This window comes from Celeribacter sp. SCSIO 80838 (assembly GCF_056498065.1).
This window is the reverse complement of the sequence record NZ_JAZKMA010000001.1, coordinates 2578015-2591058: the sequence shown is the minus strand read 5'-3', so window position 1 is coordinate 2591058 and position 13044 is coordinate 2578015. Positions and strand designations below refer to the sequence as shown.

General features: G+C 60.9%; 14 protein-coding genes. 5 read left to right on the top strand and 9 right to left on the bottom strand.

Annotation, left to right across the window (positions count from 1 at the left end; all coding sequences use genetic code 11):
* The first annotated feature begins 1 nt into the window (after position 1).
* A complete protein-coding gene (locus V1475_RS12925; RefSeq protein WP_479413065.1) occupies positions 2–424 on the top strand; it encodes a VOC family protein in 423 nt (140 codons plus the stop codon).
* Positions 425–768: 344 nt separating this feature from the next.
* On the top strand, positions 769–1308 hold the full coding sequence (locus tag V1475_RS12920) for a helix-turn-helix transcriptional regulator (RefSeq protein WP_434287409.1): 540 nt from the start codon (positions 769–771) through the stop codon (positions 1306–1308).
* 70 nt (positions 1309–1378) lie between these two features.
* Here the strand turns inward: V1475_RS12920 and V1475_RS12915 are convergent, their stop codons facing one another.
* The 7 genes from V1475_RS12915 to V1475_RS12885 form a co-directional block, all read right to left on the bottom strand.
* Positions 1379–2017 carry a DUF4167 domain-containing protein gene (locus V1475_RS12915; RefSeq protein ID WP_479413064.1) on the bottom strand — a complete coding sequence of 213 codons (639 nt, stop codon included), beginning with the start codon at positions 2015–2017 and terminating at the stop codon, positions 1379–1381.
* Between the two features lie 339 nt (positions 2018–2356).
* Positions 2357–3223, bottom strand: a complete 867-nt coding sequence (gene prmC, locus V1475_RS12910; protein WP_479413063.1) for a peptide chain release factor N(5)-glutamine methyltransferase — start codon at positions 3221–3223, stop codon at positions 2357–2359.
* A complete protein-coding gene (prfA, locus tag V1475_RS12905; protein WP_479413062.1) occupies positions 3220–4269 on the bottom strand; it encodes a peptide chain release factor 1 in 1050 nt (349 codons plus the stop codon). The genes prmC and prfA overlap by 4 nt, the downstream gene beginning before the upstream one ends.
* 43 nt (positions 4270–4312) lie before the next feature.
* Positions 4313–4729, bottom strand: coding sequence for a DUF1499 domain-containing protein (locus tag V1475_RS12900; protein ID WP_479413061.1), 417 nt, complete (start codon positions 4727–4729; stop codon positions 4313–4315).
* Positions 4730–4731: 2 nt separating this feature from the next.
* Positions 4732–5694, bottom strand: a complete 963-nt coding sequence (gene speB / locus V1475_RS12895) for an agmatinase (RefSeq protein WP_479413060.1) — start codon at positions 5692–5694, stop codon at positions 4732–4734.
* A 176-nt stretch (positions 5695–5870) separates the two neighbouring features.
* Entirely contained in the window at positions 5871–6464 is a 594-nt protein-coding gene (locus tag V1475_RS12890; protein ID WP_096804824.1) for an outer membrane protein, read from the bottom strand.
* A gap of 215 nt (positions 6465–6679) precedes the next feature.
* On the bottom strand, positions 6680–8524 hold the full coding sequence (locus tag V1475_RS12885; protein WP_479413059.1) for an ABC-F family ATP-binding cassette domain-containing protein: 1845 nt from the start codon (positions 8522–8524) through the stop codon (positions 6680–6682).
* Between the two features lie 88 nt (positions 8525–8612).
* Between V1475_RS12885 and V1475_RS12880 the strand changes: the two genes are divergently transcribed.
* The gene (locus tag V1475_RS12880; RefSeq protein ID WP_479413058.1) at positions 8613–9275 is read left to right on the top strand and encodes a LysE family translocator; all 663 of its coding nucleotides are present in this window, start codon (positions 8613–8615) and stop codon (positions 9273–9275) included.
* Here V1475_RS12880 and V1475_RS12875 read toward each other — a convergent pair whose 3' ends face one another.
* Complete coding sequence (locus V1475_RS12875) at positions 9276–10028, bottom strand: GNAT family N-acetyltransferase (protein WP_479413057.1); 753 nt, start codon at positions 10026–10028, stop codon at positions 9276–9278. It abuts the gene before it with no gap.
* 267 nt (positions 10029–10295) lie between these two features.
* On the opposite strand from V1475_RS12875, the gene V1475_RS12870 reads away from it, so the two are divergent.
* Complete coding sequence (locus tag V1475_RS12870) at positions 10296–11747, top strand: DUF2971 domain-containing protein (protein ID WP_479413056.1); 1452 nt, start codon at positions 10296–10298, stop codon at positions 11745–11747.
* A gap of 186 nt (positions 11748–11933) precedes the next feature.
* A complete protein-coding gene (gene msrB, locus V1475_RS12865) occupies positions 11934–12341 on the top strand; it encodes a peptide-methionine (R)-S-oxide reductase MsrB (protein WP_434287421.1) in 408 nt (135 codons plus the stop codon).
* Positions 12342–12524: 183 nt separating this feature from the next.
* On the opposite strand, the gene V1475_RS12860 is transcribed toward msrB, so the two are convergent.
* The gene (locus tag V1475_RS12860; protein WP_434287422.1) at positions 12525–13010 is read right to left on the bottom strand and encodes an outer membrane protein assembly factor BamE; all 486 of its coding nucleotides are present in this window, start codon (positions 13008–13010) and stop codon (positions 12525–12527) included.
* Positions 13011–13044 lie beyond the last annotated feature (34 nt).

The window sequence follows — 13044 nt, the reverse complement described above, 5'->3', positions numbered from 1 at the left end:
GATGTTCTCCCATGTCACCCTCGGTGCCGACGATCTCGATCTGGCCGCCACGTTTTACGACGCGGTTCTGGGGGAAATCGGCCTGAACCGGCGCGAGGTCGCCCCCGACGGTGGCCCCGAGTCCCGCTGCTGGGTCCGCCCGGAAGCGCCCTATCCGCGCTTCTATGTCTATCGGCCCTTCGACAAAGCCCCCGCCAGCGCCGGGAACGGTACCATGTTGGCCTTTGTTGCTCCAACGCGCGCCGCCGTCGACCGCGCCTATGCCGCGGGCCTCGCCCATGGCGGCACGGATGAGGGCGCGCCGGGCCTGCGCCCGCATTATGCCCCCGATTACTACGGCGCCTATCTGCGCGACCCGTTCGGCAACAAGATCCACCTCGTGCATCGCGCCGAGCTGACCGAAAGTTTCGGGATCGAGGCCTGACAGCCCCCTAAACCCAAGTTGTAGCGCCGCCACTCCAACTCCAGTCCAATCGCCAAACCTCCCCGCATCGTCTTTTCTGGGGCGATGGCACGGTCCTGCGCGCTTCTGATCTTGGTATAAGTCTCAGCGCCCCGACGTCCCGCCAAACCGATCTTCCCGGAAAGGCGGCATCGCAACGCTCTCAGGCACGGGCGATTTCAAGATCGTCACCCCCAGGACGTCCGATGCCCCCCTGGCGCCGGGGCCTCCCGAGCCCCGGCGCTTTCTCCAATTCATCCCGCGTTTCAGCCCCGCCGCTTTGTCCGCTCCCTTCCCCCCCTCAGGACGGCGGGCTATAAAGGGGCATGACAAAGACCCCGACACGACGTCACATCCTTAGCGCCTCTCCCGCCCTGATCATCGTCCTGATCGTGGTCCAGAGCGTCTGCGCCGTGTTCTTCCTCGCCGATGTGCTCGCCGATCTCCGAGAGGTCGGCGGCCAACCGACCCTGCACCTGATGATCGAAGCCATCGCCACCGGCACGCTGGTGATCGCCATCCTGTTCGAACTGCGCCTGATCCGCGATCTGATGCAGCGCAAGGCCCGGCTCGAACGCAGCCTCAAGGACGCCTCCCGCGCCGTCTTCGACGTGATCGAAAGCCATTTCGATCTCTGGGGCCTGTCGCCGTCCGAGCGCGATGTCGCGAGCTTTCTCGTCAAAGGCTTTTCCATCACCGAAATCGCCGAATTGCGTGGCAATAAGGAAGGCACGATCAAAGCGCATCTCAACGCGATCTACCGCAAATCCGGCACCCGCAACCGCGCCGAGATGATGTCCGCCCTGATCGACTCCCTGATCGACCCGCACCCGCAGACCGAGACGCCACAACCCTCAGCGCCCTGAGCCAACCCGTTCAGACATGAAAAAACCCCGCTCAATGGCGGGGTTTTTAGCATTCCAATACCGTGCGGACTTATTCCGCGGCCTCTGTGGTGTCCGGCGCGCTTTGCGGCGCACTGTCCCGGTCCGGCTGTGCCTCCTGCGCGGGGGCCTCTGCGGCGGCGGCGGCTTCCGCCTCCTTCTCCGCCTTGGTCTTGCGCGGTTTGCGCGGCGCACGCGGGCGTTTCGGCTTCGGCTGATCCTCGGGCGTCTCTACGAGACCGGTCTCAGAGCTCTCACCGCCCGCCTCGCTCCCATCGCCCTCGACAAAGACCAGATCGGGCTGATCGCCCTCGCCAGCCACCGGCTGAGCCTGTTGTTCGGTCTGTTGCTCGTCGCGACGGCGCTGACGTTCGGCACGCTCGGCTTCCTGACGGTCGCGGCGTTCCTGTTGCTCGCGCTCCTGCTGTTCGCGTTGCGCGTCCAGCTCTTTCTGCGCCTCGCCCAGCATCCGCAGGTAATGTTCCGCGTGCTGCTGGAAGTTCTCGGCCGCCACCCGGTCGTTGGCAAGCTGCGCGTCGCGGGCAAGCTGGTTGTATTTCTCGATGATCTGTTGCGGCGTGCCGCGCACCTTGCCCTCGGGGCCGGAGCTGTCGAAGACACGGTTGACGATATTGCCAACGGAACGGTTGCGGTTGTTCTTGGACCGCGAACGGTTTTTCGAGGATCTCATACGGTGTTCTTTCGAGCCTATATCTCGTTAATCGAGCCTGTGTGCCGGATTCTCGGACCGGCTTTTGAAGCTGGCTTGTCTGTCCCAATGCGCTCTCGTTCTCTCGAGAGCCCTCAACATCAAAGCTGTGCAGGGTAAGAGCGTCGGGGAGCAAACTCCCGTCCGGCGCATCCCCTCTGTAACCCTGTCCTGTCGGGTATGACAAGCGATTTTTACATGATTCTGGTACCTTTATGCGGCATTTCGTCGGAAAAACGCCGGGAAACCACAGGACTTGCCCCGAGACTGGTGCAAAACCGTTACCAATTCGCTGACAGGGTGGAAAAAACGCGCTTTGCCTTACTTGCCCGCATTGCGCGGATGCGGGTTCGGCGCCTGCGCGCGCACCACACGGTCGCGCCCGTCGAGATCGGCAATCACCCGCACGCCCTTGAGCCCTTGGGCCAGAAACAGATCGGCCACCGCCCCGCCCTGGGTCGGCCCGATCTCGACGATCAGCCGCCCGCGCGGCGCCAGATGCGCCCGCGCGCCCTTGGCAATCGCCCGATACGCCGTGAGCCCGTCCGCCTCATCGGTCAGCGCCATGCGCGGCTCATGCGCCAGCTCGGGCGCGAGCGACGGCATTTCCGAGAGCGCAATATAGGGCGGGTTCGACACGATCAGCTCGAATTCACCCTCGATCCCGTCCCACCAGTCGGCCTGCTGAAACCGCGCCCGCCCCGTGAGGCCCAAGCCTTCGGCATTCTCCCGCGCCACACTCAAAGCCGCCTCGGACAGATCGGTTCCAAGCCCCTTAGCCAAAATCTGTTCCGCGAGCAAAGTCAAAAGGATAGCGCCCGATCCTGTGCCCAGATCGAGCACAGAATTGAACGGTCGTGCCAAGGCTTCCGTGATCAGGATCTCGGTCTCGGGCCGCGGGTCGAGCACATCGGCGCTGACCTTGAAAGACCGCCCGTAGAATTCCCGATGCCCCAGAATATGCGACACGGGTTCGCGGTTCACCCGCCGGTCAATCGCCACCGCAAACGCCGCCACGTCGGCCTCCGAAATTGCATCCGGCATCACGAGGGTGAGCCGCGAGGGCGCGAGCCCCAGCACATGCGCCATCAAAAGCCGGGCATCGCGCGCCCCGCCCTCGATCCCGGCCTCGGCCAGACGTTTCGTGCCTTTGATCAGCGCCGTCTGCACCGTGGACTGAACCGTCATCCCGCCATCTCCGCCAGAAGGGCCGCCTGATGATCCGCAATCAGCGCGTCGATCACCTCATCGAGATCGCCGCCCATCACCTGATCGAGCTTGTAAAGCGTCAGGTTGATGCGGTGATCCGTCATCCGGCCCTGTGGGAAATTATAGGTGCGGATGCGTTCGGAGCGATCCCCGGACCCGACCTGCGATTTGCGATCCGCCGAGCGTTCGGCATGGAGTTTTTGGCGCTCCGCGTCATAAAGCCGCGCGCGCAGCACGGTCATCGCGATCTCACGGTTGCGGTGCTGGGATTTCTCCGACGAGGTCACGACGATCCCGCTTGGAATATGGGTGATCCGAACCGCCGAATCCGTGGTGTTGACGTGCTGCCCGCCCGCACCCGACGAGCGCATCGTGTCGATGCGGATGTCATTCGGGTTGATCTCGATATCCACCTCCTGCGCCTCCGGCAGCACCGCCACCGTCGCCGCAGAGGTATGGATGCGCCCGCCCGATTCCGTCTCCGGCACACGCTGCACCCGGTGCACGCCGCTCTCGAACTTCATCCGCGCGAAAACGCCCTCGCCCTCAACATTGGCGATCACCTCCTTGATGCCGCCAAGCTCGGTCTCCGCCAGCTCGATGATGTCGAACCGCCATCCCTTCGCCTCGGCATAGCGCTGATACATTCTAAGCAGGTCGCCCGCGAACAACGACGCCTCGTCGCCGCCCGTGCCGGGCCGGATTTCGAGAATGGCCGAGCCGGTATCCGCCGCGTCCTTGGGCAAAAGCGCGATCTGGAGCGCCTGCTCCGCCTCAGGGAGCCGCGCTTTCAGACCCGGCAATTCCTCCTCCGCCAGCGCCCGCATCTCCGGGTCCGCAAGCATCGCCTCCGCCTCAGCAATATCGCCCGCAAGGCGTTGATAGGCGCGAATTTGTTCCACTACGGGGCGCAAGCCGGCATATTCGCGGCCCAAGGCGACAATATCACCCGTGCCCTGCGCCATCGAGGCTTCAAGGAATTCGAAACGTTGCAGAATCTGCTGGAGGCGGTCTTGAGGTATCATGAGGCGATCTGTTGCGATGAAACACGGTCCGGGTCAAGCCGCGCTAAAACCCGGCCGCCTTGATCCACGCCTCCGCCCGCCGCCCGTTGACGCCGAAATCGGACTTTCCGAAGCGCAGCCGCGCCAGAACCACCACCTCGGAGCCGCCCTCGGAACTCCGCGCCGAGATCGTGGTGAAATCCGGGAAGCCCCAGAACGCCGTGCGGGTCCGGTAGGTCAGCCGCCTCTCCTCGACCGACCCGGCGACGCGGCGCGTGCGCATCTCGGTCTCGGCAATCGCCGCCAGACGGGTGAGCGCCTCCTCCGGCGTCAAAGGCACGGACACCAGCCGTTTCACGCCGCCCGGCGCAGGGTCGGCGGCGGCAAAGGGATCGACATGCCAGCGGGCCAGGTCGGTGGGCGCAAGGCGGATCGCTGCTTGCAGCACGATAAACCCGATGAGCGCCCCCCAGAACATCATCTTCATCCCGTCCGTCGCGTCCAGCCATAGAGCGCGATGATCTCCATCGCCACATGCGCGCCCGCCACCGCCGTCGCCCCCGTCGTGTCATAGGGTGGCGAGACCTCGACCACGTCGCCGCCGGTGAGATTGACCCCCGCCAGATCGCGCAGGATCGCCGCCGCCTGCCAGCTCGCAAGCCCGCTCCAGACGGGCGTGCCCGTGCCGGGCGCAAAGGCCGGGTCCAAACAGTCGATGTCGAAAGTCAGATAACAGTTGCGCTCGCCGACGATCTTTTTCACCTCGCCCGCAACCCAGGACGCCCCCCGCTCATGCACCGTCCGCGCGTCGATGATATTGACGCCCAAAGTGTCCGGGTTGTCGGTGCGAATGCCGATCTGGACCGAGGTTTTCGGGTCGATGATCCCGGTTTTCACCGCCTTGTAGAACATCGTGCCATGGTCGATCCGGCTCAGATCGTCGTCAGCCCAAGTGTCGGAATGCGCATCGAAATGGATGAGGCTCAGGGGCCCGAACTTTTCCGCATGGGCCTTGAGGATCGGATAGCTGATATAGTGATCGCCGCCCAGCACGAGGCTCCCCGCGCCCGCCGCCAGAATCCCACGGATGTGATCCGTCAACCGGTCGGGAAACTCCGACACCATGGCATAATCGAAGGCCAGATCGCCGTAATCCACCACATTGAGCTCGTCCAAAGGCGAATAGCCCCAGCCATAGGGCGCATCGAAGGGTTGAAGTGCGGAGGCCTCGCGGATCGCCCGCGGCCCCAACCGCGTGCCCGGCCTGTTGGTCACCGCCTGATCGAAGGGCACGCCGGTGATGGCCAGATCGACACCCGCAAGATCCTTGGTATAGCGTCGACGAAAGGCCGACAGCGCACCGCCAAAGGCATTCTCATAGGCCAGCCCCCGGCCAGAGCCGGTAAAGGCCAGATCAATCTGGGTTTTCGCGTCTTCGAGCGCCATACCGCCCCTCCCGTTCAGTCTCGCCCTCACTTTAGCGTCCCCGGGGACCGTGTCCATCGGATGTTGACCCGCGGGTTCATAGAAACGTCAAAGCCCCCCGCCTGTGAAGACGGGGGGCCAGAGATGGCCGGAACAGACCATCGGGGGGGAAATCGTTACACCTTCCGATCAGAGGATCAGAAGCGGAAGCTCACGCGCGCGCCGAGAGTGGTGGCGGAGAGGTCTTCACCGCTGTTGTCGAATTCGTCGAATTCGTTTTGCAGCAGTTCGGCACCCACGGTCATGTTGTCGGAAACGGCATAGTCCACACCGAGACCGTAGACATAGCCGGTGTCGTTGTAGGACGCGCCGTTGATATCGGCTTCACCATAGGCGGCACCGACCACACCGTAGACCAGAGCCGGGCCCATGTCGTAACCGGCACGCAGTTTCAGACGGGTCAGGTTGTCGAGGCTGTTGTCGCCTTCTTCCATCTCCGTGGCGTTGTATTCGAGTTCGCCACCGAGCACGAAGTTGCCGAAGTCATAGTCATAACCGCCGTAGACGCCGTAGGTCATGTCATCGGCGCCATCGAGCGCGTTGTCGCCCCAGCCGTAGCCAATGGTCGCACCGACGTAACCGCCGGTCCAGTCGGTGCCGGCAACCGGCATGACGGGGGCGGGGGTGATCACCGGCTGTTCGACGACCGGTTCGGAATAGCCGCCGGCAAAGGCCGGAGCGGTCAGGGCAAAAGCGGCCAGAGCGAGTGCCGGGGTTGCGATACGTTTCATGGTTTTTCTCCTTTACTGCCTCGTTCAGAGGTGATGCCTTGATCGACATCTCAACGAGAGACATAGAGAAAACGTTCCGGGAAAACAGAGGGGTAACGGTCACGCCCGCGTGAGGAAACCGTGAAGTACCCTAAATCGGTGAAAAGCTGCCGAGCCGAACTTTCAGACTGGCAAGAACTGGCCGAGGCAAAACTATCCACAAGAAATCCGCGCCCTCAGGTGTCGGAATTCTTCTCTTCGAGCGTAAGCCATTCTTCCTCGGCGGCCATCAGCGCCTCTTGCCGCTGCGTCAGCATCTCGGTCGCCTTTTTGAATTTCACCGGCTCGCGGGTGAACAGCTCCGGATCGGCCAGAAGCTCGCCAATTTTGGCAATCTCGGCCTCCAGCCGTTCGATTTCCGAGGGAAGCGCCTCAAGCCGGTGCTTTTCCGTGAAGGACAGTTTGGATTTCGCAGGCGCAGGTTTAGCGGCCGCCTTCTCAGAGGCCTTCTCTGCGGGTTTCTCCGCCTTGGCCGCCGCTTTCACATGCGGCTTCTCATTGGCGAATCCATTGTCGCCGCGCTGTGCCAGATAATCCGTCCAGCCGCCCGCATAGAGCGTCGCCGTCCCGTCCCCCGGAACCGCCACGGTCTGAGTCGCCACCCGGTCGATGAAATCCCGGTCGTGCGACACCAAGAGAACCGTGCCTTCGAAATCGGTCAGGAGTTCCTGAAGCAAATCAAGCGTTTCGATATCGAGATCGTTGGTCGGCTCGTCGAGCACCAAGACGTTCGAGGGTTTCGCCATGATCTTCGACAGCAAAAGCCGCGCCTTCTCGCCGCCCGACAGGGACGCCACCGGCGCACGGGCCTGTGCTTCGGAGAACAGGAAATCTTTCAGATAGCCGACCACATGTTTCGGCGTGCCGCGCACCATGACCTGATCCGCCTTGCCGGAGACGGAAATGTCCTTGTCCGAGGTCATCGCCTCCCAAAGCGTCAGGTCTTCGCGAATGTTCGAGCGGGTCTGATCGAACACCGCCATTTCAAGCTTGGTGCCCAGTTTGATCGTGCCCGCGTCCGGTTCCATCTCGCCCGTCAGCATTTTCAGAAGCGTGGTTTTCCCCGCCCCGTTCGGCCCGACAAAGGCGATCCGATCGCCCCGCCCGACCTTGATCGAGAAATCACGCACGATCACGCGCTCCCCAAAGCTCTTGGAAATGTGATCGGCCTCAACCACCCGCTTGCCGGATTTCTCGGCGACCTCAAGCTCCATCGCCGCCGTGCCCTGGCGTTTGATCTGGCTGGCGCGTTCCGAGCGCAGGTCCTGAAGCGCCCGCACCCGGCCCATGTTGCGTTTGCGCCGGGCCGAAATGCCTTCGACGGCCCACCGCGCCTCCGCCTTGATCTTGCGGTTCAATTTATGCCGCTGCTGGTCCTCTTCGTCCCAGATCTTGTCGCGCCATTCCTCGAAGGCCTCAAAGCCCTGTTCCTGGCGGCGCACTTCGCCCCGGTCGATCCAAAGCGTCGCGCGCGTCAGATGATTGAGAAACGCCCGGTCGTGCGAGATCAGCACAAAAGCCGTCTTCGTCAGCCGCAGTTCCTCTTCGAGCCATGCGATGGCTTCGATGTCGAGGTGGTTCGTCGGCTCGTCGAGCAACATCAACCCCGGCGCCTCGGCCAGAAGTTTCGCCAAAGCCGCCCGCCGCCGCTCGCCGCCCGAGGCGGTCGCGACCGGCGTCGCCGGATCGAACTTGAGCCCCTCGGCCACCATATCGACCTTATAACTCTCCGCCGCATCGAGCTGCGAGGCCGCGAAATCGCCCAGCGTCTCGAACCCCGACAGATCCGGCTCCTGCTCCATATAGCCGACCGTGATCCCCGGCCCCAGAACCCGGCTGCCCTTGTCCGCCTCGACAAGCCCCGCCATGACCTTCATGAGCGTCGACTTGCCCGAGCCGTTCCGGCCCACAAGAGCGACCCGGTCGCCCTCCTGAACAACGAGAGACAGCCCGTCAAAGACAGGGTTTCCACCAAAGGTGAGCGAAATGTCGGAGAGTTGTAAAACGGGTGCGCGTGCCATGTCGCACCGCTACTCGGGCGCCGCACAAAGGTCAATGATCATGTCATGTGATGGCCCCTGTCACAAAGCCGCGTTGGACGCCTGTGCCATGGCTTTATACCCTGCCCCCATGTTCGATTACACGCTCCTGCACTGGACCACATTCTTCTCCGCCGCCCTGCTGCTCAATCTCGCGCCAGGGCCGGATTTTGCCTTCATCCTCGGGCAGACGCTCCGCGGCGGCAAACGCGCGGGCTTTGTCGCCATGTTCGGCATCTGGACCGGGGCGATGGTCCATGTCCTGATGGCTGCACTCGGCCTGTCGGCCATCCTCATGACCTCCGCCACCGCCTTTTCCATCGTGAAATGGATCGGCGCGGCCTATCTGCTCTGGCTCGGTCTCTCCGCGCTGCGCTCAAATGGCACGAGCTTCCTGCCCGAGCACCCGGCCACAAGCCCCCAGAGCCGTTCTGCGACGATTTTTCGCCAAGGCATGCTGACAAACATCCTGAACCCGAAAGTCGCGCTGTTCTTCCTCGCCTTCCTGCCGCAATTCGTGGTCGAGGGCGCGGGGCCGATCTCGGCGCAGCTCTTTCTCCACGGCATCCTGATCATCGTCATCGCCGCCTTCATCGAGCCGCCGCTGATCCTGATGGGCGACCGCCTCGGCACAGCGCTGCGCCGCTCTCAGACCCTCGGCAAATGGATGGAACGCTCCTTGGGCGCGATCTTCATCGCCCTCGGCCTGCGCCTCGCTCTGGAAAAACGCTGATCAGCCCGCCACAGAGCGCAGCAACTTCTTGCGCGCCGGAGGAATAGCCTTGATCTCCACGCCCGTAAAAACATGGATCGTGTTCAGATCGCGATCCACCACCGCGTGATCCGACACCCAGCCGCCCATCATCAGATAGGTCTTGAGCAAAGGCGGCATCGCCTTGGCCGCGCGTTTCGCATCCGGCTTGCGCCGCAGCCGCGCGGCATATTTGAACACGTTCGGCGCTTTCACCTTCGGCAAGAACCGTTTCGGCCCGAGATGGCGGTGTTTCAGCATCGCCAGCGCATCGGCATGCAGCGCCCAGTCCGCCCCGTGAAACGACGAACAGCCGAACAGAAGCTCGACATTCTGCTCGTCGACATAGCGCGTCATCGCGCCCCAGGCGATGCGCAGAATATCCGGGTCGTGACACTCGGGATGAATGCAGAACCGCCCCATCTCCAACATCCGGCCCTCATACTCCGCCAGCCCCTCAAGCCCGTAGAACTGCGCCGAATAGCTCCGCGTGATCTCCGCCCCGCCGTTCAGGTCGAGAAACCGATAGGTGCACACGAGCCGCCCGCTCTTGCGCTCCTCGATCAGCACATGCCGACACAGCCCGTCGAAATTGTCCGCTTCAAGCCCGTCCAGACGCTCCGCCGCGCCCGTTCCGGCCACGAAGGCCAGATAGCGCAACCGCTGCGCCGCCTCGATATCCGCGCGGGTTTCGGCAAAACGCACCGTGTAACGGCCCTTGAGCAGGTTGAACATCGCGAAGGCTTCCTTCCGCTTTCACCAATATCTTACCATAAGACTATGGGGTCGCCTCTTTCTGCCTGCAAGAGATGACGGTTTTTTGACGTTGGGTTTGAGTGTGTGATCGCAGCAGCCGGAATGCGGAGGATTTTGGTGGGATGGGCAGGGAGACGAAGTAATCTGCGCAGATGGCCAAAGGCTGGCATAAGGACGAAGCTGTTGCTGGGCAACTTCGAACTAATGCCTGTTTCCCGGATTAGCGCCGTCTGTTAGTACGTTCCAATGACATCACAACCAGACTTTGAAAACGCGGTGTTTAGATACCGTTCTATCGAAAACTTACTCGGTAAACATGCGGAACTTGAGCACCAAACCATTTATTTTGCGTCGCCGGAACATCTTAATGACCCGATGGAAGGACTACGGAAAGTTTACTGGCGCGGTGATCAGATCACATGGCGAAACCTTCTACGTCACTATGTTTCATGCCTTCAAAATCGTTTCCTTGAAGCGCTTCTGACAGAGGATTGCGAGCTACTAAATCCTTCGACAATTTCGATATTTTACACCGTTGATCAAGCCCCAACACCACAAGCTAGATCATTGTGTGAGGCGTGCATTGCGGCTGTCGAAGCTGGGGAGCTTCATGTTGCCCTACTTAGTTTGCTAACAAGTGCTGACCGAGATGTTAGTTTTTTAGAATTGCAACAACACTTGCGCTCAGTGCATTTCGATTGGGTTCAAATTGTACACGACGTGTTTGCAAAGCATGAACTGATGCCGCCCCAACCAAGAGATCGACAGAGGATCGATTCATCTGATTTGGCTCAGGTTTTGCGCAATTTTGCATCTGTTATGGCGCAGGTGCGTGAACAGGTTCCAGATGAGGGCATCGAGAGCATACATCACATTCAGCAGATTTTGGGAGAGCAAATGACGTTACGGGCCGCTTTGCGGCATGATGAAACGCTGCAACCCAAGCGGGAAAGTCTATTTTTCAAATTCCCCTCCGAGTACCTAAGCAGCTTGCTGAAGCTGGTTTATCCGCCTTGGTATGTAGCCTGCTTTTCTAGCCGCCACGACAATGCCGCAATGTGGAGTTACTATGCAGATCAGCATAAGGGTTGTTGTCTAGTTTTCAAAAAACAACCAACTGAGACAGGCCAGAGACTTCGTTTAAAAGGGCCGAACGGATACGGGGCACGGGGCATTTCGAGAGCAGTGCAAAACCTTTCTCTAGAACCCGTTCAATACAATGCCCAAGAACATCAGATTGAGTTTTTCACAAATATTGGCCGCCTTCCACTGCCCACAGTCCTGCAAAATTGGTTTCAAGATGACGACGGAAAAATATCCCCCCTTGCTGAGCATCTAAACAAAGAGAAACTCGACACATGGAGAAACGCTTACTGGGCTAAATTTGCACCGCCGCTTTTGCGCAAATTACCAGATTGGAGTCATGAGGAAGAGTTCCGGATAGTGCTTTCGAGCAATCTGGATATTTACGACGCCGATAAAGACCGCGCTTTCACCTACGATTACGATACGCTTGACGGCATAATTTTTGGTATCAACACAAGCCTGTCTGACAAGATACGAATTTTACGAATTATCACAAAAAAACTTGGGACGCGGACAAACTCTTCAAGTTTCAAGTTCTATCAGGCGCGCTACAACGCTAGGTCAGGAAAAATCGAGGCTGACCACCTCGACTTAATCACACCGAACCCCTAATTGCTCAAAAACGCAGTTTTTGGCGGCCCCAATGGCAGCGGAGGTTCGTGTAAACCGAAGCATCGGTCAAAATGAGCAAACCGGACTTTTGACGCTCAAAGCATGCAAGTCCACCATAGGCCACGCCCCCCTTGCCACCAGCCCCCCACCCCCTATCTTCCTCCCAAACGACCACGGGAGCCCAACATGCCAAAAATCGAAAAATCAGATGCCGAATGGCGCGAGGAGCTTGACCCGGAGACCTACCGCGTCACCCGTCAGCACGGCACGGAGCGCGCCTTTTCTCATCCGGGCTTCCCGAAAGCCCCCGGCACCTTCACCTGTGCCTGTTGCGGCGCGGAGCTGTTTCGGCAGGAGAACAAATTCGAATCCCATTGCGGCTGGCCGTCCTTTGACCGCACCAAGGCGGACGCCCCCGTCGCCGAGACCCGTGACACCTCCTTCGGCATGATCCGCACCGAGGTGCATTGCGACGAATGCGGCGCGCATCTCGGCCATGTCTTTCCGGACGGCCCGCGCGAGACGACCGGCCTGCGCTATTGCATCAACGGCGTGTCGATCCGGTTTCTGCCGGATGACGGCGCGGTGGCGTAACCCCCCGCGTTCCTGCCCGACGCCCGATTTCCTGCCCGACGGAAGTCCGACAAAAGTCCGACGCAAATCCGACAGCCGGTTTTCGCCGCTTTCCCGGTTTTCCCCCGGCTTTCCGCTGGCCCAAATACTCAAAAGAAAAGCCGCCCCGAAGGCGGCTTTTTCGTCTCTTATCCCAGCCCCGGCTTACTGCAAAAGCTGCTCGGCCGAGATATTGCCGAGGTTGCCGAAGAGCTGATCGAGGAAGGTGATCCCCTTGATATTGTCGTCGGTCACACGGCGTTCCAGCACCACGACCCGGCCCTGTTCAAGCCCGAAGCGCTCGACATTACTGACCACGCCGCGACCGTCGAAGGAGATCGCAACCACTTGACGATCCACCTCTTTCGGCTCGAACGCACCATAATGGCGGAATTGCGAGCGGACGTAATACCAGCCGGAATTGTCGCGAATCCCCTCGACCCCCGGCGCGCCGATCTTTTCGGCCACGGTGTCCTTGGTGTCGGCCCCGACCCGCACCTCCGCCAGTTGGCCGGAAGTGGGCACATAGCCATGATTGCGGAACTGCGCGACACAGGCGCTCAGTGACAGGATCAGGATCAGCCCCAGAACGGCTTTCGCCACGATTGCGGCCCCCTTTACAGCCCCATGCGGGAAAATACGGTCGGACATAAGCCCCCTCTTGCCTTGTGCACTTGCGCTTCGT

Coding starts and splice junctions, on each gene's coding strand:
- V1475_RS12925 (WP_479413065.1), top strand. CDS start 2: ATGTTCTCCCATGTCACCCTCGGTGCCGACGATCTCGATCTGGCCGCC.
- V1475_RS12920 (WP_434287409.1), top strand. CDS start 769: ATGACAAAGACCCCGACACGACGTCACATCCTTAGCGCCTCTCCCGCC.
- V1475_RS12915 (WP_479413064.1), bottom strand. CDS start 2,017: ATGAGATCCTCGAAAAACCGTTCGCGGTCCAAGAACAACCGCAACCGT.
- prmC (WP_479413063.1), bottom strand. CDS start 3,223: ATGACGGTTCAGTCCACGGTGCAGACGGCGCTGATCAAAGGCACGAAA.
- prfA (WP_479413062.1), bottom strand. CDS start 4,269: ATGATACCTCAAGACCGCCTCCAGCAGATTCTGCAACGTTTCGAATTC.
- V1475_RS12900 (WP_479413061.1), bottom strand. CDS start 4,729: ATGATGTTCTGGGGGGCGCTCATCGGGTTTATCGTGCTGCAAGCAGCG.
- speB (WP_479413060.1), bottom strand. CDS start 5,694: ATGGCGCTCGAAGACGCGAAAACCCAGATTGATCTGGCCTTTACCGGC.
- V1475_RS12890 (WP_096804824.1), bottom strand. CDS start 6,464: ATGAAACGTATCGCAACCCCGGCACTCGCTCTGGCCGCTTTTGCCCTG.
- V1475_RS12885 (WP_479413059.1), bottom strand. CDS start 8,524: ATGGCACGCGCACCCGTTTTACAACTCTCCGACATTTCGCTCACCTTT.
- V1475_RS12880 (WP_479413058.1), top strand. CDS start 8,613: ATGGCTTTATACCCTGCCCCCATGTTCGATTACACGCTCCTGCACTGG.
- V1475_RS12875 (WP_479413057.1), bottom strand. CDS start 10,028: ATGTTCAACCTGCTCAAGGGCCGTTACACGGTGCGTTTTGCCGAAACC.
- V1475_RS12870 (WP_479413056.1), top strand. CDS start 10,296: ATGACATCACAACCAGACTTTGAAAACGCGGTGTTTAGATACCGTTCT.
- msrB (WP_434287421.1), top strand. CDS start 11,934: ATGCCAAAAATCGAAAAATCAGATGCCGAATGGCGCGAGGAGCTTGAC.
- V1475_RS12860 (WP_434287422.1), bottom strand. CDS start 13,010: ATGTCCGACCGTATTTTCCCGCATGGGGCTGTAAAGGGGGCCGCAATC.